This is a genomic window from Nocardia sp. PLKS1-43 (genome assembly GCF_059510335.1).
In genome coordinates this window covers 282,832-303,463 of record NZ_JCAJZQ010000008.1, presented here as the reverse complement: position 1 = coordinate 303,463, position 20,632 = coordinate 282,832, and the positions used below count along the sequence as shown (strand labels likewise).

Annotated in this window: 20 protein-coding genes and 1 tRNA gene; 13 read left to right on the top strand and 8 right to left on the bottom strand. The window is 65.8% G+C overall.

Annotation, left to right across the window (positions count from 1 at the left end; genetic code table 11):
* Window positions 1-25: 25 nt before the first annotated feature.
* The 5 genes from thrB to argS all read right to left on the bottom strand — a co-directional run bounded on the left by thrB (window position 26) and on the right by argS (window position 6,775).
* Window positions 26-1,015, bottom strand: coding sequence for a homoserine kinase (gene thrB, locus AC5WS7_RS27275; RefSeq protein WP_495957431.1), 990 nt, complete (start codon window positions 1,013-1,015; stop codon window positions 26-28).
* Window positions 1,016-1,043: 28 nt separating this feature from the next.
* On the bottom strand, window positions 1,044-2,135 hold the full coding sequence (gene thrC, locus AC5WS7_RS27270) for a threonine synthase (RefSeq protein WP_495957430.1): 1,092 nt from the start codon (window positions 2,133-2,135) through the stop codon (window positions 1,044-1,046).
* Window positions 2,132-3,481, bottom strand: a complete 1,350-nt coding sequence (locus AC5WS7_RS27265) for a homoserine dehydrogenase (RefSeq protein ID WP_495957429.1) — start codon at window positions 3,479-3,481, stop codon at window positions 2,132-2,134. The genes thrC and AC5WS7_RS27265 overlap by 4 nt, the downstream gene beginning before the upstream one ends.
* Window positions 3,478-4,899: a diaminopimelate decarboxylase gene (gene lysA, locus AC5WS7_RS27260; protein ID WP_495957428.1), complete on the bottom strand. Its 1,422-nt coding sequence runs from the start codon at window positions 4,897-4,899 to the stop codon at window positions 3,478-3,480. The genes AC5WS7_RS27265 and lysA overlap by 4 nt, the downstream gene beginning before the upstream one ends.
* A gap of 217 nt (window positions 4,900-5,116) precedes the next feature.
* Window positions 5,117-6,775, bottom strand: a complete 1,659-nt coding sequence (argS, locus tag AC5WS7_RS27255; protein WP_495957427.1) for an arginine--tRNA ligase — start codon at window positions 6,773-6,775, stop codon at window positions 5,117-5,119.
* A gap of 91 nt (window positions 6,776-6,866) precedes the next feature.
* Between argS and AC5WS7_RS27250 the strand changes: the two genes are divergently transcribed.
* The 5 genes from AC5WS7_RS27250 (at window position 6,867) to AC5WS7_RS27230 (ending at window position 12,329) form a co-directional block, all read left to right on the top strand.
* Window positions 6,867-7,733, top strand: a complete 867-nt coding sequence (locus AC5WS7_RS27250; RefSeq protein ID WP_495957426.1) for a thioredoxin-like domain-containing protein — start codon at window positions 6,867-6,869, stop codon at window positions 7,731-7,733.
* A gap of 60 nt (window positions 7,734-7,793) precedes the next feature.
* Window positions 7,794-8,831, top strand: coding sequence for a DUF305 domain-containing protein (locus AC5WS7_RS27245; protein WP_495957425.1), 1,038 nt, complete (start codon window positions 7,794-7,796; stop codon window positions 8,829-8,831).
* A gap of 90 nt (window positions 8,832-8,921) precedes the next feature.
* Window positions 8,922-8,994, top strand: a tRNA-Arg gene (locus AC5WS7_RS27240).
* Window positions 8,995-9,239: 245 nt separating this feature from the next.
* On the top strand, window positions 9,240-10,529 hold the full coding sequence (locus tag AC5WS7_RS27235; protein ID WP_495957424.1) for a PIN domain-containing protein: 1,290 nt from the start codon (window positions 9,240-9,242) through the stop codon (window positions 10,527-10,529).
* A 444-nt stretch (window positions 10,530-10,973) separates the two neighbouring features.
* Window positions 10,974-12,329 (top strand): NsdA family TPR-like regulatory protein, encoded by a 1,356-nt coding sequence (locus AC5WS7_RS27230; RefSeq protein WP_495957423.1) that lies wholly within the window; start codon window positions 10,974-10,976, stop codon window positions 12,327-12,329.
* Between the two features lie 253 nt (window positions 12,330-12,582).
* Here AC5WS7_RS27230 and AC5WS7_RS27225 read toward each other — a convergent pair whose 3' ends face one another.
* Entirely contained in the window at window positions 12,583-12,945 is a 363-nt protein-coding gene (locus AC5WS7_RS27225) for a winged helix-turn-helix domain-containing protein (protein ID WP_495957422.1), read from the bottom strand.
* A 228-nt stretch (window positions 12,946-13,173) separates the two neighbouring features.
* On the opposite strand from AC5WS7_RS27225, the gene AC5WS7_RS27220 reads away from it, so the two are divergent.
* The 8 genes from AC5WS7_RS27220 to AC5WS7_RS27185 all read left to right on the top strand — a co-directional run bounded on the left by AC5WS7_RS27220 (window position 13,174) and on the right by AC5WS7_RS27185 (window position 18,254).
* Entirely contained in the window at window positions 13,174-13,527 is a 354-nt protein-coding gene (locus AC5WS7_RS27220; protein ID WP_495957421.1) for a hypothetical protein, read from the top strand.
* Window positions 13,524-13,934 carry a hypothetical protein gene (locus AC5WS7_RS27215; RefSeq protein WP_495957420.1) on the top strand — a complete coding sequence of 137 codons (411 nt, stop codon included), beginning with the start codon at window positions 13,524-13,526 and terminating at the stop codon, window positions 13,932-13,934. The genes AC5WS7_RS27220 and AC5WS7_RS27215 overlap by 4 nt, the downstream gene beginning before the upstream one ends.
* Complete coding sequence (locus AC5WS7_RS27210; RefSeq protein WP_495957419.1) at window positions 13,934-14,332, top strand: hypothetical protein; 399 nt, start codon at window positions 13,934-13,936, stop codon at window positions 14,330-14,332. Before AC5WS7_RS27215 ends, AC5WS7_RS27210 begins: the two co-directional genes overlap by 1 nt.
* Complete coding sequence (locus AC5WS7_RS27205) at window positions 14,329-15,237, top strand: helix-turn-helix domain-containing protein (RefSeq protein ID WP_495957418.1); 909 nt, start codon at window positions 14,329-14,331, stop codon at window positions 15,235-15,237. The genes AC5WS7_RS27210 and AC5WS7_RS27205 overlap by 4 nt, the downstream gene beginning before the upstream one ends.
* Before the next feature lie 60 nt (window positions 15,238-15,297).
* Window positions 15,298-15,570, top strand: coding sequence for a hypothetical protein (locus AC5WS7_RS27200; protein ID WP_495957417.1), 273 nt, complete (start codon window positions 15,298-15,300; stop codon window positions 15,568-15,570).
* Entirely contained in the window at window positions 15,567-16,406 is an 840-nt protein-coding gene (locus tag AC5WS7_RS27195) for a hypothetical protein (RefSeq protein WP_495957416.1), read from the top strand. Before AC5WS7_RS27200 ends, AC5WS7_RS27195 begins: the two co-directional genes overlap by 4 nt.
* A 481-nt stretch (window positions 16,407-16,887) precedes the next feature.
* The gene (locus AC5WS7_RS27190; protein WP_495957415.1) at window positions 16,888-17,121 is read left to right on the top strand and encodes a helix-turn-helix domain-containing protein; all 234 of its coding nucleotides are present in this window, start codon (window positions 16,888-16,890) and stop codon (window positions 17,119-17,121) included.
* Entirely contained in the window at window positions 17,121-18,254 is a 1,134-nt protein-coding gene (locus AC5WS7_RS27185; RefSeq protein ID WP_495957473.1) for a tyrosine-type recombinase/integrase, read from the top strand. The genes AC5WS7_RS27190 and AC5WS7_RS27185 overlap by 1 nt, the downstream gene beginning before the upstream one ends.
* 1,068 nt (window positions 18,255-19,322) lie before the next feature.
* On the opposite strand, the gene AC5WS7_RS27180 is transcribed toward AC5WS7_RS27185, so the two are convergent.
* Window positions 19,323-19,697 carry a DUF742 domain-containing protein gene (locus AC5WS7_RS27180; protein ID WP_495957414.1) on the bottom strand — a complete coding sequence of 125 codons (375 nt, stop codon included), beginning with the start codon at window positions 19,695-19,697 and terminating at the stop codon, window positions 19,323-19,325.
* A 328-nt stretch (window positions 19,698-20,025) separates the two neighbouring features.
* Window positions 20,026-20,628 carry a TetR/AcrR family transcriptional regulator gene (locus tag AC5WS7_RS27175; protein ID WP_495957413.1) on the bottom strand — a complete coding sequence of 201 codons (603 nt, stop codon included), beginning with the start codon at window positions 20,626-20,628 and terminating at the stop codon, window positions 20,026-20,028.
* Window positions 20,629-20,632: the final 4 nt, after the last annotated feature.

The following is a 20,632-nucleotide window of genomic DNA, read 5'->3' as shown; positions in this document are numbered from 1 at the left end:
GAATGCCTGCAAGGCAGGCACGCCGTCAATCGGTTCGCACACCATCGGAAATTGCCGGTTCGAGCACCCGCAGGCCCTCGGCAATCGCGCGTTCACGCAGTTCTGCGGGAAATTCACCGGTGGTCAACGCCAGTACGGTCGGGCCCGCACCCGATACCGTCGCGGCGATCCCGGCCTCGCGCAGCCGGGCGATCCAGGTCGTCGTCACCGGCAGCGCCGAGGCGCGGTAGCCCTGGTGCAGGCGATCTTCGGTAGCGGGAAGCAGCAGGTCAGGGCGTTGCGTCAAGGCCACTACCGCGAGGGCGGCCCGGCTGGCGTTGAACGCGGCGTCGCCGTGCGGCACCGTTTCGGGAAGCAGCCCGCGGGTATGCGAGGTCGCGGAGCGATCCTCCGGAACCAGGACGAACGCCCGCAGCCGAGCGTGCGGATCCAGCCGCACGGCGCGATACCCGCGACCCGGCCGCTCACCGTCGGCGACCTCGTCGTCCTCGGTCCAGGACACCACGATTCCGCCCAGCACACTGGCCGCGGCGTTATCCGGATGTCCCTCGAATTCCGCTGCCAGCTGGACCAATTCGGCTTCGCCGCAGCTGATTTCCGGATCGAATTTCGCGGCCAGGGCGCAGCCCGCGGCCAGTCCGCCGACCACCGCCGAGGCCGAGGAGCCCAGCCCGCGCGAATGCGGAATCACGTTGTGGCACACCACATCCAGGCCGTCTGCCCAGACGCCCGCGGCCTGCAGGCCGCGTTCGATCGCGCGGACCACGAGATGTGAAGGGCCCCAAGGAACATCGTCCGCGCCTTCACCCTCGACCCGGATTGTCAACCCGGAATCGGTGGTGCGCACGACGATCTCGTCGTACAGCCCGAGCGCGATTCCCAGCGAATCGAAACCGGGTCCGAGATTGGCGCTGGACGCGGGCACCCGCGCCGTGACGCACAGTCCCGCCGGCAGGGTTCGGGTCGCAGCGGGGTCGTGCCGTTCGACCCGCGCGGGCGTTGTGACAGGGTTCACTCGCTCACGTTGCCCTTCCCGCGCCAACTCAGGCCAGTTCCAGCTCGTGGGCGACCGCGACCGGGTCGACCGCGATCGCCTGGACCTGCGGCATACCCGACAGCGCGGTGTCGGGATCCTTGAGGCCGTTACCGGTCACCGTGCAGACCACGGTCAGCCCGGAATCCAGCCAGCCCTCCGCGCGCGCGGCCAGCAACCCGGCCACGCTGGCCGCCGAAGCGGGTTCGACGAAGACGCCCTCGGTACCCGCGACCAGGCGATACGCCTCGAGAATCGCCTCGTCGGTGGCTGCGCGGAACGCGCCGCCCGATTCCTCCTTGGCGGCCACCGCGCTGTTCCACGACGCGGGTGCGCCGATCCGGATGGCGGTGGCGATCGTCTCGGGGTCCTGCACCGGCGCGCCGTTGACCAGCGGCGCCGCACCCGCGGCCTGCACGCCGAGCATGCGCGGGCTGGCGGTGGTGAGGCCGTCGGCGTGGTACTCGCTGTAGCCCTTCCAGTACGCCGTGATGTTCCCGGCGTTGCCGACCGGCAGCGCGTGCACGTCGGGGGCGCGGCCGAGCGCGTCACAGATTTCGAAAGCGGCCGTCTTCTGGCCCTCGATCCGCGCGGGATTCACCGAATTCACGAGGCCGACCTGCGGGAAATCCGAGGTCACCTTGCGCGCGAGCTCGAGGCAGTCGTCGAAATTGCCGTCCACCTGGATGATCTTCGCGCCGAGCATGACCGCCTGGGCCAGCTTGCCCATCGCGATCTTGCCCTGCGGGATCAGCACCGCGCAGTGCATCCCCGCCCGGGTGGCGTACGCCGCGGCCGAGGCCGAGGTGTTGCCGGTGGAGGCGCACAGCACCGCCTTCTGGCCGCGCGCCTTGGCATCGGTCATCGCCACGGTCATCCCGCGATCCTTGAAGGACCCCGTCGGATTCAGACCCTCGACCTTGAGATACACCTCACATCCGGTGATTTCGGAGAGGTGGTGCGCGGGCACCAGGGGCGTACCGCCCTCGTACAGCGTGACCGTCTCCCAGTCCGCGCCGACCGCGAGACGATCGCGATATGCCTCGATCAGCCCCGGCCAGGGCTTGTGTACCGCGGGAATCGGCACTCCTGCCTTACTCATTCCTCGGTGCCTTCCAATCTCACAACGCTGGTCACGGACGTGACGGATTCCAATTCGGCCAACGCGGCCACCGTATCTGCCAGTGCCGACTCGGTCGCGTGGTGGGTGACCACGACCAGTCGCGCGCCCTCGTCCTGTCCCTCCTGGCGGACGGTCGAGATGCTGACACCGTGCTGGGCGAATTCCCCGGCGACCGCCTGCAGAACTCCGGTGCGATCGGCGACCTTCAAGTTCACGTGGTAGCGGGTCGGTGTATCGCCGATCGGCGCGATCGGCAGCTCAGCATAAACCGATTCGCCCGGTGCGCGACCACCGAAGAATTTGTTTCGCGCGGCCATCACTACGTCGCCCATCACCGCCGACGCGGTCGGCGCGCCGCCGGCGCCCTGGCCGTAGAACATCAGCCGGCCCGCGTTCTCCGCCTCCACGACCACGGCGTTGAACGCGCCGTTCACCGAGGACAGCGGATGTTTACGCGGGATCAGCGCCGGATACACCCGCACCGAGATGCGGTCCTTGCCGCCCTGCGCGGATCCGGGGATATCCGGCCCTGCCGGGACCCGCTCGCAGATCGCCAGCAACTTGACGGTGCAACCGACGGCCGCGGCGGTCTCGAGATCTTCGGCGGTGATCCGGGAGATGCCCTCGCGATAGACGTCCGCGGCGGTGACCCGGGTGTGGAAGGCCAGCGATGCCAGGATCGCGGCCTTCGCGGCGGCGTCGAAACCCTCGACGTCCGCCGTGGGATCGGCCTCGGCATAACCGAGGCGGGTAGCCTCGGCGAGCGTCGCGTGATAGTCCGCGCCGGTCTCGTCCATCGCCGAGAGGATGAAATTCGTTGTGCCGTTGACGATTCCGACGACCCGATTGACCCGGTCACCGGACAGCGACTGGATCAGCGGGCGCACCACCGGGATGGCCCCGGCCACGGCGGCTTCGAAATACAGATCCGCGCGGCTGTGCTCGGCGGCCGCTGCCAGTTCACTGGTGTAGTCGGCAAGCAGCGCCTTGTTCGCGGTCACCACCGACTTGCCCGCCGTGAGCGCGGCGCCGATCAGAGCGCGGGCCGGATCGATACCGCCCATCACCTCGACGACCAGGTCCACGTCGTCACGGGTGACCAGGGCCTGCGCGTCGGTGGTCAGCAGCTCGGGATCGATGCCACGGTCCACGTCGATCCGGCGCACCGCGACCCCGCGCAAAGCCAGCGGGGCGCCGACGCGCTGGCGCAGGTCCTGTGACTGTTCCTGGATGATCCGTACGACCTCGGTGCCGACATTTCCCATGCCCAGGACCGCGACGCCGATCGGATGATCGGATCCGAAGTGGTTTTCCCGGTCCGTCATGACTGCACCTCCAAACTCAACAGATCTTCCACCGTCTCGCGACGCAGGATCAGACGCGCCTGCCCGTCGCGCACGGCGACCACCGCCGGGCGGGTCAACAGGTTGTAGCGGCTCGACATCGAATAGCAGTAGGCGCCCGTCGCCGCGACGGCGATCAGATCGCCCGGACCGACGTCCTCGGGCATCCAGGTGTCGCGGATCACGATATCGCCGCTCTCACAATGCTTTCCGACCACACGGGCGACGACCCCGGGGGCCTGGCTGGACCGCGAGACCAGGCGGCAGTCGTATTCGGCCTGATACAGCGCCGGGCGGATGTTGTCGCTCATGCCGCCGTCCACGCTGACGTAGCGGCGCTGTGCGCCCGCGTCCAGGATGACGTCCTTGATCGTGCCGACCTCGTACAACGTGACCGTGCCCGGTCCGGCGATGGCGCGGCCCGGTTCGATCGCGATGGTCGGGGTGGGCAGGCCGATCTGGGCGGACTCGGACCGCACCAGATGGCGGACCTTCTTCGCGAATTCGTCCAGCGGCGGCGCGTCGTCCCCCGACAGATACGAAATGCCCAGTCCGCCACCGAGATCCAGGGTGTGGATCTGCTGGGTGCGCTCGACGCCGAACTTCTCGATCGCCTCGCGCAGCAGGCGCAGCATGCGGCGCGCGGAGATCTCGAAACCGTCGATATCGAAGATCTGCGAGCCGATGTGGCTGTGCAGGCCGACCAGACGCAGATTCCGCGCCTCGAACACCCGCGCCAGCGCCTCCATCGCGTCGCCGCCCGCGATCGAGAAGCCGAACTTCTGGTCCTCGTGTGCGGTCGAAATGTATTCGTGCGTATGGGCTTCCACGCCGACGGTGACGCGCACGAGCACGTCCTGCACCACACCGGCGCGGCCGGCCGCGGCCTCCAGGCGGTCGATCTCGATCAGCGAGTCGACCACGACGTGGCCCACCCCCGCCGCCACCGCCGCGTCCAGTTCGGCGACCGATTTGTTGTTGCCGTGCAAGGCGATTCGCTCGGCCGGGAATCCGGCGTGCAGGGCCACCGCGAGTTCGCCGCCGGAGCACACGTCCAGGGACAGGCCCTCGTCGCGGACCCAGCGCGCCACCTCACCGCACAGGAAAGCCTTGGAGGCGTAGTGGACTCGGGCATCGGGCCCGTACGCGCGCACCATATCGCGGCACCGGGAACGGAAGTCGTCCTCGTCCACCACGAACAGCGGGGTGCCGAACCGCTCGGCGAGTTCGGACACCGGGACACCGGCCAACCGCACCACGCCGTCGGCGTCGCGAGCGGCGTTGCGGGGCCAGACGTTCGCGGGCAGATCGATCAGCTGCGCCGGATCCTTCGGCCGCTCCGGAAGATTCGGGGCATGCGGGATCTCGGCATGCCGCGGCCCGGCCGGATGCGCGCTCACAGCACAGCCTCGACGGCAGCCGGCGCCGCGCCGACGCTCGTCTCGGGCACGAGCGCGGCCGCACCCGTGGTTCGCTCGCTCACGACGAATGATCCCTTCCTCGGTACAAACTCATCTCCGTGCCGCGCTGCACGGAACTCCCCGCCCATCTCGGGCGTGATCGAAAGAGCCTGCCGGACAACATATCCGGCCGGATCCATCGGAGTACGGCGCGAATTCACATGCGCTCCGGGGCGCTGACGCCCAATAACGACAGACCGTTGCGCAGCACCTGCCGCGTCGCCTTCACCAGTTCCAGCCGCGCGGCGTGCCGCGGGGTCAGCGGCTCGTCGCCCTGCGGCAGGACGCGCATCTCGTTGTCGGACTGGAAGGGGTGGTACACACCGGCCAGTTCTTCCAGGTACCGCACCACCCGGTGGGGCTCGCGCATCTCCGCGGCGGTGGCCACGATCCGGGGGAATTCGCCGAGCGTGCGGATCAGCTCGCCCTCGCGGTCCGCGGTCATCGCGGCGAAATCCGGTGTCACCGAGGCGAAGTCGAATGCCTGCGAGTTCTCGATGATCCGGCAGGTGCGCGCGTGCGCGTACTGCACGTAGTAGATCGGGTTGACGCTCTCCTGCTTGGTCCACAGGTCCAGGTCGATATCGATGTTGCTGTTGGCCGAGGAGCGCATCAGCGAGTACCGCGCGGCGTCGACGCCGATCGCGTCGACCAGGTCGTCGAGCGTGACGATGGTGCCCGCGCGCTTGGACATCCGCACGGCCACACCGTCTTTCACCAGATTCACCATCTGGCCGATGAGCACCTCGACGGTGGCCGGATCGTCACCGAAGGCGGCCGCGGCGGCCTTCAGCCGGCCGATGTAGCCGTGGTGGTCCGCACCGAGCATGTAGATGCACAGGTTGAATCCGCGCGACCGCTTGTTGTGGAAATACGCGATATCACCGGCGATATAGGCGGAATTGCCATCGCTCTTGATGACCACGCGGTCCTTGTCGTCACCGTATTCGGTGGAGGCGATCCACCACGCGCCGTCCTTCTCGTACAGCTTCCCGGAGGATTTCAGCGTGGCCACGGCGCGCTCGACCTCACCGGATTCGAACAGCGCGCTCTCGTTGAAATAGACGTCGAAGTCGGTGCCGAAGTTGTGCAGGGACGCCTTGATCTGCGTGAACATCAGCTCGACGCCCTCGCGGCGGAACAATTCGTGCCGCTGTGCCTCGGGCAGCTCCGTCGCGCCCGGATTCGCCGCGACGATCGTGTCGGCGATCTCGGTGATGTACGCGCCCGCATACCCGTCGTCCGGGGTGGGCGCACCGGTGGCCTTGGCTACCAGGGAGTTGGCGAAACGGTCGATCTGCGCGCCGTGGTCGTTGAAGTAGTACTCCCGGGTCACCTGCGCGCCCTGGGAGATCAGGATACGGCCGAGGGCATCGCCCACCGCCGCCCAGCGGGTGCCGCCGAGATGAACCGGACCGGTCGGATTCGCGGAGACGAATTCCAGGTTGATGTTCGCGCCCGCCAGGGTGTCCGCGGTGCCGTAGCGCTCACCGGCGCTGAGGATCTTCTCGATGATCGCGCCCTGGGCGGCCGCGGCGAGGCGGATGTTGAGGAATCCGGGGCCGGCCACCTCGGCGGTGTCGATACCGTCGGCGGCCGAGAGCGCCTCGGCGAGCAGACCGGCGAGTTCGCGCGGATTCATTCCGGCCTTCTTGGCCACCTGCATGGCCACATTCGTGGCATAGTCACCGTGCTCGGGATTGCGCGGACGCTCCACGGTGACCTCGTCGGGCAGGACCGCCGGGTCCGATCCACGTTCCACGAGCACCTTCGCGGCGGTAGCACGAAGGAGATCTGCAAGGTCAACTGGAGTCACGAGTAACTATCCTATGGTTCGAGCAGGGGGGCGCCGCCAGTGGGTTTCCCGGACTCGGATCCGCCGACCGATCGAAGAGAGCCCATCAGCGATGCCGAACACCAGCGCAAAATCGGCCAAGGCCATTCGTGCCGCCGCCCGGTCCGCTCCCGCGAGCAAATCGGGAGGCGGTGCGAAACTTCCCGGCGGACGGCGCGTCCAGTGGCCCATCGTCGGCGGCGTCGTGGTGATCGTCGCGCTGGTCGCGGCACTGGCAATCTACCTGGTGCCGAAATATCAGCAGAAAGCCGATGCGCAGAAGTTCACCCCGACCGCTGAGAACAAGGATCCCTCGACCGGTATTCCGGGCGTCGTGCGCAAGGACTATCCGGCCGGGCTGCACGTCTCGGCGACCCAGCGGGTGGCCTACGATATGATCCCGCCGATGGGCGGCCCGCACGACGCGTCCTGGGCAACCTGCACCGGCGTTGTCTACGGCAAGGCGATTCGCACCGAGAACGCGGTGCATTCGATCGAGCACGGCGCGATCTGGATCGCCTACAACCCCGACAAGGTCACCGGCGCCGCCCTGGATTCGCTGAAGCAGCGGGTGCAGGGCAAGCCTGCCATGCTGATGTCGCCCTATCCCGGCCTGGATCACGCCGTCTCGCTGCAATCCTGGGGCCATCAGCTGAAACTGGACAGCGCCGAGGACAAGCGCATCGGTGAATTCGTCAGCGCCCTGCGCCTGAACCAGTACACCTACCCCGAGGTCGGCGCGGATTGCGCCAACCCGACCTTCGATACCGACAACCCGCCCGCATTCGACCCCACTCCCCCCGGAAAGGACGCGGTTCCCATGGACGGCAAGGGACTGCGGGCGGATCTCAGCGAAATGGGCGGCGCGTTGCCGGGCGGGATCCCGGGCATTCCGATGCCTTCCGGAGGCGGGCAGTTCGCCCCGGGCACGGGGCGATAGATGCCGGCCGGAAACGACGATGGCACCGACAGTTCTGCGAATACCGGCCTCGACGAGAACGTGACGTCAACCGACGCCGGCGAGGTTGCGGCGTCCGGGTCCGACCAAGCCGTCGAGCCGAACCGCTCGGGCGTAACCGCCACCGAGCAGGACACGAACCACCCACGCGACGTGGCGGGCGCCGCCGAGTCGGCCAGGATCGGCGATGCCACCGGTCGATCGGCGGGTACCGGCCTCGACGAGAACGTGACGTCAACCGACGTCGGCGAGGTTGCGATGTCCCGGTCCGCCCAGGCTGCCGAGCCGAACCGCTCGGACGTAACCGCCACCGAGCAGGACACGAACCGCCCCCACGAGGTGGCGGGCGCCGCCGAGCCGGCCGGAGATCTCGATGCGGCTCGCAACGACGCCGAAGAGGACGCAGGCCAGGGCGGGGATCCCCCGCGACGCCGCACGACATTGCCGGCGCTGATCGCGGCGTGCCTGTTGCTGACCGGATTCGCGGTCGGCGTGATCGCGCGAATCCCGTTGCAGCACAACGGTGATGCCGCACCCAACGCGGTCGATGTCGGCTTCTGCCAGGACATGTCGGTGCATCATGCGCAAGCGGTGCAGATGGCCGCGCTCGAATTGTCCGGCGGCAGCGATGCCGAGGTGAAGCGGCTGGCCTACGACATTCTCACCACCCAGCAGAATCAGGCCGGGCGGATGCAGGGCTGGTTGCAGCTGTGGGAGCGTCCGAGCGTGGATCCCGACGGTTACATGGGCTGGATGACCGACCACGCGACAATGCACGCTTCGATGTCGATGCACTCGATGCCCACCGGCCCGGCGCAATCCATGCCCGGTATGGCCACCGCCGCGGAGATGAACCAGCTGCGCCAACTCACCGGCCCCGCCCAGGACACCCTGTTCCTGCAGTTGATGCTTCGGCACCACCAGGGCGGAGTCGCCATGGTCACCTACGCGAGCACCCACGCCGATACGGACGCGGTGCGCACCCTGGCCGCGAGTATGAACACCACTCAGCAGGGCGAGATCACCCTGATGACCCAACTCCTCGCCGCCCGCGACGCCACCCCGCTACCCACGACCTGACCCGCGCTGAAACGCGCTTTTTGGCGCACAGCCCCGGATGCGATACGCTTTCCCAGCCCGATCGGACAACGGACGAGCGGGTCCATCCCCGCCCTCGTAGCTCAGGGGATAGAGCGTCTGCCTCCGGAGCAGAAGGCCGCAGGTTCGATTCCTGCCGAGGGCACATGAGCCGCCTACCAAATTGCTGGTAGGCGGCTTTGTGCAACGAAGAGTCAGCTCGGATGGAGTGCCCCTGAGTGACCGCCATTCGCCACGTTTTGCCGACGCCTATCGCACGTGTGTCGCACAGCTCGCAGGAGAAAACTGCCCAGATGGCCGCCGGAGTTGTGCACGTCCAGCTGCGGCCATGGGGTAAACCACACAACCGGTTCACACGGCGGCTTCTAGCCCAAGGTAGGTAGGGTAGGAATGAGACACGCATTCCCAGAGTGGTACCAGCCAGACGAGCAGACCCTCCGCGCTGTAGTTAAGACTGGGTCAATCGCGCTCGACGCCAATGTGCTGCACCACCTGTACCGGCTTGGTGACCAACAGCGCCAACAGGTGTTGTCTGCTTTAGCGGCACCATCTATTCGCGATCGGCTATGGCTGCCATACCAAGTATGCCTTGAATACCAGCGCCATCGGTTGAGCAATGCGTACGATCAGAGTCGAGTCTATACCGAGCTTGCAGAGGAAACGGCCAAGCACGGGCGCCAACTCAAGGCGAAATTTGAGCAGCAGATATCCGATCCGAGAGTTCGAAGAATACCGGTCAAAAAACTTGAGGAACTCATAGATTCACTTTCTGAGGAACTTTCCAAACTCGCTAAAGAGCACGTTATCGACTTCAAAACCATCAGCGATGGAGATCCAGTACGTGCTGCACTGGATGCACTTTTCGACACACCGAAAAAAATCGGCCAGAAACCCAGTGAAACAATTCTGAGAGAGCGAGTAGCGGAGGCTTCGAAACGCTACGCAAAACGTATACCACCTGGATATAAGGACGCCGAGGGGCCGAACAAGAAGGCTAGACCCGAAGGCGACTACCTCATCTGGTGCGAACTGCTGGATTTCGCAGAAAGCAGCAGCCTGCCACTTTTTTTCGTTACCAACGACGAAAAGGAGGACTGGTATCAAAAAGGGCCCGACGACAAGATGCTAGGACCTCGCCCCGAACTACGTGCAGAGATGGCGACGAAGACGGACCAGCCTTATCATCAGACCACCCTGACCGGGTTTTTACGTTTGGCAGAACGCTACCTAGATATAAAGGTGGACGAAGCTACCATCAAGCAGGTCGACGCGACACAGCAGCAACCTCCGCGATACGCACGGATGGAAAAGGCTTTCAATTACGCGCAGGAAGTATACCGCACAATAGTTCGCCTGAAACCCGAATACACCGTTATCGAAACCCCACCGCTAGAAAATGGCATCGCCGACTACTTTGTTGTGACCGAAGGAAAATCCGTAGCCATAGTAATTAGATACTACAGGCAAGGCATCAGCCTGAAAGATATGCGGCGACTCGAAGCGATGGCAGCCGTAGAACGGCAACCAGTGATCGTAGTCGCGAATCATTTTGCGTATGCGGATCCTCTGCCAATATCAAGTTGGCCCGGACCCGCTCCAATCGTCTTCATAAGATGGGCCGGTCACCGGGATGATGGCCGCCTCTCAGAGGCGATTGATGTCGCATTAAGTCATGCGTAAGGGAGGATTCTCGGTGTCAATGAGTTGACATCGGCCTGTGCGCCCCCGTTTCCCCCGCCCACCAGCTGGTTCGCCGGGGGCGCCGTGCCTGCCTGCGAAGGGTCACTAAACACCCCCTGCGGGCGCATTTAGTGACCCTTCGCAGGCAGGCACGGCAAGTTGTGTGGTGAAGGCTGGTGGGCGGGGAAAACGGGGGCGTATCAAGGGTTTGCAGAGTGATTACTAGATGAGGTAGCGACGAGACGGAGAGAGGACCGGCACAAGGGGAGTTGGGCAGTTGGTCACGTTCGAGAGATCAGAACGGTTGGGAGTCCGGGGAAGAGATGACCGGCACCGGGGAAGACCGGTGGGCGCGATGGCGTCGGCAGGAAGCCGTATTATCGTGGGCAACAGGCGCAGGCGGGCGTCGGACACGGCACGTCTTCAAGAGGATGGACCCCCGGCATGGCTGAACCGAACGATGCACTTCGCGATCTCATCAAGGAAGCCGGTATTTCCTGGGCCGGACTCGCCAAGCGGGTCAACGACTTCGGAGCAGACGAAGGCCAGGCACTCAGATACGACTACACCGCCGTCGGCCGCTGGGTGAAGCAAGGGCAACAGCCCCGAGGAATCGCGCCCGGATTGATCTGCCGAGTGCTCTCGGAGCGGCTTGGTCGGCCCGTTCGCCCTGCCGACATCAATATGGAGGATGGCGAGTCATTGGCAGCACGCGGCTTGCAGTATCCGCACGATGCAGATTCGACCCTCGATACCCTCCGTGATCTTGGCGTGGCTCACGCAGCTGGTCAGTTCAACGCACCGTTCATCTTGGCCGCGCTGGCAGGCCCCAGCCGCGATTGGCTACTGGCGACCTTCGAGGAAGTCACTTCGGACCGCGGCGCCCGCGCTATCGGAATGCATCAAGTCGCGGGTATCCGCGATATGTTCAGCCTCTTTCAGGAGATGGACGTCATGCGCGGCGGCGGCCATGCGCGAGCAGCCCTGGTCAGCTACATGAACACGACGGTGATTCCGTTGATCCGACGCGAACACCAGCCAGATGTCCAGGCAGCCTTGTACGACGCCGCCGCCGAACAGGCGTATCTCATCGGCTGGATGGCATACGACGACGGCGAGCACGGTTTGGCGCAGCGGTACCTCATCCAGGCACTACGACTTGCCCAGGCCGCAGGCGATTCGGTGCTCGGCGCTCACGTCTTGGCCGGAATGGCCGACCAAGCCAACTTGCTCGGTCACTCGTATGAAGCGGTCGCACTGGCACGGGCCGGACTGCATGGCATCGCGCCGGCGGAATCTGCCGCATGCTACGCAGATTTGAGCATCCTCGAGGCTCGAGCCTTGGCGAAGCTCGGCGATGAAGCGGCGGCGACGAAATCGATTGCCCGAGCCGAAAAGGCTTTTGCCGCAGTCGATCACGACAGCGAGCCGGAATGGGCCAAGTTCATCGACCGTGCATATTTCTTCGGCGAGGCGGCGAACTGCTTCCGCGATCTCGGTGTGCCGCAAGAGCTGGAGCGGTTCGCCTCGATTTCGATCAGCGCGTGTCTGGACCAACGCCGAGCACGGCGAGGCAGCATGAGCCAAGCCGCGGTCGCCATGGCTCACATCCAGAGGAACGAGATCGATGCCGCCGCTGAACGGGCGAAAGTAGTTGTTCGTCTCGCTGCATCGGTGAATTCATCCCGCTCTCTCGAGGCCGTGGGCGACCTTCAGCGCGCATTGAAGCCCTACGCGGATGTGAACGAAGTCGCAGACTTCAACGCCGATGCGTTGAATCTTCTGGGACTCGTGGCGTAGCCCCTCTCCCCCGGAACTACACGGGCAGGTACGGTGCCGGGTAGAGATGCCCGGCATTCTCCATGACGTGTCATGAACCAATGTGCGCGTGATAACCCATCAGGCGCATAGGCTTTCACGAATTCACATGTGCATTCACATGGCCCGACGGCACGGGTACGGCGGTTTCCTTGGTGAATGGCGATGTGCAACAGTCCGGCAGAGCGTCCAATCAAGGAGCGTCTGGCGATTATCCTTGCGCGGCTCGACAGCCTTACCGATCGTCTTCAGCGGCTTGAGAGTTCTCAAGCGCGACCAATCGCGCCTCGAAATCGTCAAGCCGAGTCATGATTTCATCCAACCGGCGTAGTACGACGCCGTCGGCATCGTCACCCGCAACGTCGTCACCGCTGGGTACGCGGTAGAACGTTCCCTTGCCCTGCCACGAGATAACGAGCCCTTCTTGCCGGAGCACGTCTATAGCGGCGCGAACAGTCTCCTTCGCGACACCAAGCTCGCCTGCCAACTTCGGCGCAGACGGCAGCTGACCACCGGCGACGTATTCGGCGCGCAGCTGATCCGCAATCCGAAGATAGGTCGGTCGAAGGTCATCCGGATCGGTCAGTTGGTCAGCCACGGCTCCAGTTTATCGAGGATGTCTAGGAGACCATCAGCAGGCCATAGCTACCTAGGAAACACTAGACATGTATGGATAAGTGCGGTAAGTTGAGGTCACTGGCGGTTCACACCACCAGCGCATAGAAAAGCTCCCCGGCAGTGTCCAGCTACCGGGGAGCCCAAGCACCAAAGCGGTTCCAGCCGCTTCAGCTATTTCCCTACCTCAGCGACGAAAGGTCCCTGAAGCATGTCCAGTGTAAGTCTGTCTATCTTCGATCCGAACCCCTTGGGAGGCGAGGGTTTCTCGCCGAGCGGGCGTGAGCTCCTGGTGGCCGCGCGGCGCGTGTCGGGGTTGGGGTTGGCCGCGTTCGCGGAACGCCTGTCCGTGTTGACCTGCGGCGATATCCGGTCGGTTCGTATCCGTTCGGAAGCGGTGCGGGTGTGGGAGTCCACCGGCCGCGTTCCCGAGTCCGTGGTTCGCGTGGCCGCCGCCCTGCGGCCGTTCGCGGGCGGCGAGTGGGAGCCCGAACCGACCGAACCGATCCAGGTCACGAACCTGGACGCGGTACCGGCCGCGGCCGGAAGCGGGGTCGGGCGATGACCGATCCGACAACGACCAGGCCCCAGGTAGCCCAGGTGGTGAGCCTGGACAGCCGTCGCCCCGCCCGCCCCGCAGTGTCGCCTGGTCGACAGCCGGGCGACAGCGCACAGCCCGAGTCGATAGCGCAGGCGACACCGGTCGACCGCGAGCCCGATGGCGTGCGCCAGCTGTCGACCCCGCAGGCGACAGCGGCGTACCGCATCCGGGCGGTGCGCACCGGCATGATCCTCGATGACCTGCAGCGCCAGGGCGTGAGCGAGGACGACATCTGCTCGGCGCTGGAGATGCGCGACGCCTACCGGCGCGTGCACCGCACCGCGTGGCCGATCGACACCAGCGTCCCAGCAGGGTCCGTGGTGCGCCTGGTCGACCCCGAGTTGTTCCCGCAGCGGCCGGGGGCCTGGTAATGCCACGACGTCATTTCGGAGCACCCGCTGGGCTGGAAGGATCCGAGACCGATTTCGGTGTCCCCGACAAGCAGGCCGACGGCCGCGAGCACCGCGCGAGCGTGGATCACTCACGGGAGCGGTTGGCGAACCTGGTCGTGGCCGATCTGGTGCAGCAGGGCATCCCCGAATCCGACCTGCGCAAGGCCCTGGCGAGCCGGGACCGGTTGCGCAGCATGGGATTACCGGCCGAACAGACCGGATACCGGGCCGGGACCGTAGCCAAACTCAACGATCCGTTCCGGCCCGCCGCGTTCGCTCACCGGCAGGCGTGGGCCGAGCAGAAGCCCGCGCCGGCGCGGGAGTTGATGAGCTGGATCGGCGACGGCCAGCCCGCAGGGTGGGAGCTGGACCGGTGAGCGCCCCGACCACCGGCGGGCAGCGGGAAACGATGCTGCAAGCGCTGTTGCGGCAGCAGAAGATGGTGGAGTATCCCGCGTTCCGGCGGGCGTTCACCCAGGCCGCGCGGCAGATCGATCCGAACGCGGCCGGGTACGTGCCCAGCCGGGAGGCGTACCGGATGTGGCTCAGCGGTGCCGCGGACCTGCAGCGCGATCCGTTCCGCCGCCAAGTGCTGGAGACGATGTTCCCCGGCCACACCGCCGCAGCACTGCTCAAACCCGCCATCCGGCAAAGCCAGGCCCCGGCCGAACCCGGTGCCGCACAGACGAAACCGGCCGCCGCACCTACCCGCACGGAGCCCGCGCACGCCCCGGAGTCCGGGGCCGAGGAGTTGACGCGGTCGCCGAACACCTCACGGGAGCTGGGGGCGCTGTTGCGGCACTACCGCGATACCGCGCAGCTCACCGCGAAGCAGGTCGCGGACGAATGCCAGCTCGACCGCACGCTGCTCTCGATGGTCGAGAACGGCAAACGGGGACAATCACGCCGGTTCTGGGCCGAAGTCGATGTAGTGCTGGCCGCCGACGGCGCCCTGCTGTCCGCGTACGAGCACTACCAGCACGCAACCCAGACCCCGCCCCGCATGGTCCGGGTCCTGGCCCACGGTGTGCACCGCGACCCGGTTCGGGTGCACGACTTCATCACCCCGCAGGAATTGACACCATCCCGCCCCGAACAGTCGGCCCCTACCACAGCCCCGACACAGGCGGGTGTGACAGTTCGTCACCCGGGTGTGACAGTTCGTCACCTCACCGCAGTACCGACCCCGAAACCACCGGTGATGCCGGAACAAACCCGACCGCGGTTCGCGGCCGGGCCGAGCAGCCCGGAGCGTGCCGGGGCATGGGAGATGAGCCTGTGACCAGCGCATTGTCCGGTTTCGAGCACGAAATTGAGGAGGTCGAGAACGAGGTGGTGTCTCGTGCGTAGCCCGGCAGAGATCGCGGCCGGAATGCACGACCCGCGCCCGTTCGGCAACAGCACCGAATTCGAACTCTGGGCCGAGAACTGGTGCTACCGGTGCGAACGCGAGGACTGGGAGAACGAAACCCAGTTCTGCCCGATCCTGTGCGAATCCATCGCGCAGGACAAGACACCCAGCGAATGGCTGTTCGGCCTCACCGACGCCCACCCCGGCGACTACACCTGCACCGAATTCATCCCCAACGACCACGAGGAGGACGAAAACCCATGACCAACAAGAAAACTCGTGGTTGGAACGACCGCGACGACCAAGTGATGCGATTCCTCGCCCAACAATGGTGCGCCGACCTCACCGCGATTGCGGCGGCTTGCGGGATCACTGAGCGTCACGCCTATCGCCTGATGAAGGAGTGGCGGGACGACTTCAACTACATCAAATGCGAGAACATCCGCCCAGGTGGATGGCCTGCGGAGTCATACACGGTGATGTGGCTGCGACCGTCGAAGGTCGAACGGCACTTGGGACGCAAGCCGTATCGGCCGTGGACAGCGACGCGGGACAACATCGTGCACAAGGTCCACGTTGCTCGGGTCCGTGCCGCACTGTGCGGGCTGGACGCCGATCTGTGGGTGCCGGAGCGAGACCTGTGGCGCAGCGCATGGCGGGGCGCGGGCATGCACGTGGGCAAGAAGAACTCGCCGATAGGCAGCACCACGAACCTGCGCGTCGGCCAGACGGGCCTGCGAATGAGTAGCACGGGCATGGTCGTGGCCGCCCACGGGCAGGCGGGCAGGTCTCTGCCGCACGTGCACGACGGCCGGTACCGGCAGGGCGAGCAGTGGTGGTCGGTCGAAGTCGAACTCACCCTGAAAAAGAACGCCGCGCGCCTGGAATCAACCGTTCTCGCCGCGGTCAAGGCGATGCCGCCGGGTGATGCGCTGCTGTACGTGTACGACACCGAGCGCATCGGCAGCGCACTGAAACGCACCATCAAGCGCCTGTACACCACCGAGCAGCTGCCACCGAACACTCGCGTCCGGATGCGCAGCCTGACGAACGTGATCGAACGACGCAGCATCGACCGGCCCCAGAGGCAGGCATCGTGAGCGTGAGCACCGCCGGTACCGGCGGACACCGGACTGCGCACCGCTACGCACCGTCGGATGGCACATCGGTGCGTACGCAGCTCGACCTGATCCGGCGAAAGCAGCTGGACCTGTGGAAATCACTGGTGCGCACCGATGCCCACAGTGGTGCGCGCCAGCGCATCGGGCACGGGCACGGGCACGCTGGAGGCACTGAGGTGTCTGTGTGGCGACGTCGGACAGTGCGCTACCCGGCAGGCTGCGCGCAGCAGTGGTGCGCAGCCGCTCGGGTGGTGCGCACCACAGGGCGGGCAGGCCACAGCACCTGCCCAAACCTGCCGGTTTGCTGCCGACCCTGCCGAGTGATGTCGACCGCAAGCCGCCAGCGGGACTGGCTGCGTCCGAAAACTCACGCGGTGCCGGTCACCCAGATATCCCGATTCGCTACCACCATCACTCACCTCATCGCGAACGGCGATGCGTACGAAAGGAGGTCCCGAGCATGACTGGTGGAGAAAACCGCACCCCGACGAAGTACTTGGGTGTTCCGCAAGCCGCCGACTACCTCGGGACCACCGAGCGGTTCATCCGCCGACTGGTGGCCGAACGGCGGATCGTCTTCTACAAAGTTGGTCGGCACGTTCGGTTTTCAGTAAACGACCTGGAGGAGTTCGCCCAATCCGGCCGAGTAGATCCAGTCTCGGTGAGCTGGAGCGGCGGGCAGGTGACGGCTTGATGGCGAAGAAGTCAAAGCGGCGCCGGTTCGGATCGGTGCGAGAGCTGCCCTCGGGACGCTTTCAGGCGTCTTTCATCGGCCCGGCCGGCGAGCGGCAGAATGCTCCACATACCTTCCGCACACGGACCGACGCGGATCGGTGGCTGGTCAATGTCGAGGCCGATATCAGCAAGGGTGTGTGGATCAACGAGAACCTCGGTCGGCAGAAGTTCCGCGACTACGCCGACGCCTATCTTCGTACGAACCCGGATGTCGGCGAGAAATGGGCCGAGGATTGCCGACGAAACATGCGGCTGCACATGGTCGACCTGCTCGACCTACCGTTGGCCGCGATCACTGGTCCGGTAGTTCGCGAATGGCACTCCAGGGCTCTCGCGGGCCCTGGTGGCCGGGTAGCTATCGCGCAGTCGTACCGATTCGGCCGGACCGTGATGAACTGCGCGATCCGCGACAATGCGATCCGCTCCAACCCGTTCAATATCAAAGGGGCAGGCGCCGATACAGCCAAGGAGCGCCCCGTCGCCTCTGTCGCTGAGGTCGCGGAGTTGGTGGAGCAGATCACTCCGAGATACCGGGCCGCTGTGCTGCTGGCGGCCTGGTGCGGACTTCGCCGCGGGGAGATATGCGGACTTGCCGTTGTGGATCTGGACCTGGAAGCGAATGAGGTTTGGATCCGCCGCAATCGTGTCGAGTTGCTGGAATCGCCCCGCAAGTTCGACAAGGACCCGAAGACCGATGCGGGCACCCGATCCGTATCAATCCCACCGCACCTGCGGCCGTACATGGTCGAGCATCTGGAGCAGTGGGCAGGCAACGAGTGGCTGTTTGTGAGCCGGGACGGGAGCCGGATGCGCGGCGATGCGATCCGGAAAGCATTCGCGCGCGCCCGAGTTCGCGCCGGCGCCTCCGTCACGTTCCACGATCTGCGACACACTGGGCAGACGTTGGCGGCATCCACCGGAGCTACGCTCGCGGATCTGAAGAAGCGGCTTGGACATGCTTCGGATGCAGCGGCGCTGCGCTATCTCCATGCGGTCGACGGCCGGGATAAGGAGATCGCCGCAGAGCTGAGCAAGCTCGCTGCGCGCGGAAGCGCCGCGCCGTTGCCGAAGTCGATCGTGGTCAAGAACTGATGTAGCACATAGATCGCACGAACAGCCCTCAACAGCACTCTGACCTGCTGAAGGGCATACCGCCTCCGGAGCAGAAGGCCGCAGGTTCGATTCCTGCCGAGGGCACCGCAAGAACTAGGCCCTGACCAGCGTAGTACCGGTCAGGGCCTAGTTGCGTCCGGAGACTCGTCGTGCCTCGATGTGACGAGTTGTCACGACCGAGTCTTCAGCTGTCTCGCGCGGCCGTACCACCGGAGTCGGTTCCACCGGTCTCCGCGGTACGCGTCTCGGCACCGAAATCGGCGTTACGCCAACGCGATCCGCCGATCTTTTCGCGATACGGGCGTTGCGGTGCGGCAACTGCACTCCGCGCGCGAACGGCGAGAGCGGCTCGAGTCCGGCAGCTGATGCGACGAATCGTGCTGCCCTCCTTCGACATATAGCGGGAGAGCGGCCGGCGGTGCTCAGCGCGGCATCACTGGACGCCCAGATTGACGCCGAACGTCAACTCGATCCACCTCACGGCAGCGGTCATCGCGACGCCGGCATCGAATCCGAATGAACCCATAGCTCTCATCTCCTTCGACGGGGATCTTTCCGGGTCCCGACCCAATCACCGGCTACCGCGTCCCACGGGATCGAAACAGCAGAACGGTTTTCGATTTGGCGACCGCGTGAAACCCACGAATGGTGGATAAGGCCGGCACTCGCCAACGCGGCGCATCAGTTGCTGCCCCGGAAACTCCGCTTCTACCAGCAGGATTCCGCGTTTCGGCACAAGCCCGTCCGAGTGATGATGGCGGCGACCGAAGCGGCAAGGCATCCGATTCGATTGCGGCCCACTCGTATCGGAAATCGAAAGCGGGGCCTGATGAATATTGGCGGGTCCGTGGCTCGAGGGATCAGGCAGACTCGCCAACGGTAGCGGTCGGCGGGCGAGTCCACGTGGGGCCTGGACTTCGCCAAGCGGCTCGTCGGCATCCTCCACTGCTGCTTGACAACCCGGACACTCCACCCCGAGGGCATCTCCTGGGCAGCCCACTGCCGAGCCGCTGCGACAGTTGCTCGACAATCCAAAGCCGGGATGTCTCAGAGCTTTCGGATTCCGGCGAGTGCGGCGCGCAGGACCGCCAGGTCACCGGCATCCGCGCTGGTTCGGATCGGATCCCGGAAGATCAGGTAGCCCTGCCCGATCAGGTCGCCGACGAGGATCTTGGTGACTGCCAACGGGAGTTCGAGCCGAGCGGAGATCTCGGCCACCGACTGCGGATGCCGGCACAACCGCATGATGTGCCGGTGTTCCGGCTCGGCCCCGCGGAGAGCGGGATCGGGATCGACGGCCACGACGATGGTGAGCATGTCCAGGTCGTTCCCGGTACTCGCGGTGCGGCCCCGAGTCCTGGTGTAAGGACGGATCAACGGTCCGGCGTCGTCGTCGAACCACCCGCCGTCCTCCTCGGTCATGCGATGAAACCGAACGATCCCGCGCTGGTGAGCTGCCACCGCCCCGCACACCCCGGCTCGACCCGGCTCCGATCGAGACGTCGTCGCCGGAACGTTCGCACGAACCGCGACGACGAGACGACGCGCGCGACGAACCGGCGAAACGATCCCCGAATCCGAGCCGGCCGCCCCTGCCACGGCGGCGCCGGCAGGCCGGCCTGGCGCCGGAGTTGAGCACGCCGGCCGCCGGGGACAGCCCGGTGTCCCCGCCCGCCCGAAGCGCCGAGGAAGCCCGAGACCTCATGTCCGCCATCGAAACCGGCACCCGGCGCGGCCGCCGAGCGCTGGGCTAGCGGTCAGCGCCGAGCGGTCGGGACTCGCCGGGACGCATGGTCAGGTACCGCTGCAGGACCGGTGCCAGGTTCGCGATCAGTTCGTCGTGCGTCATCGCGACCACCGGCTCGAGCCGCAGTATGTAGCGGCACAGCGCCAGACCGAGGACCTGGCTGGCGATCAGGCCCGCGCGGCGCGGGGCGTCGGCCGGATCGCCGACGCGCAGCACCATCGGCATGATCTGCCCGGCGAAGATGCGCTGGGCGCGCTGCCCCACCGCGTCGTCGGTCATCGCCGAGCGCAGCAGGGTGAGCAGGATCTCGTCGCCGGGCGGGGTCTCCCAGAGTTCGAGGAATCGGCGCATGATCGTCTCGCCCAGCGAATCCGGTTGCGCCACACCGAGATCCGGCAGTTCCAGATCGATCTCGAGGGCCGCGTCGAACAGCCCCTCCTTGTTGCCGTAGTACCGCATCACCATCGACGGATCGATGTCGGCGTCGGCGGCGATCGCGCGGATGGTCGCCTTGCGGAACCCGTCCTGCGCGAATCGGCGCCGGGCGGCGGCCAGGATGGCGGCGCGGGTGGCGTCGGAGCGGCGGACAGGGGTCTCGGCGGTCATGCCA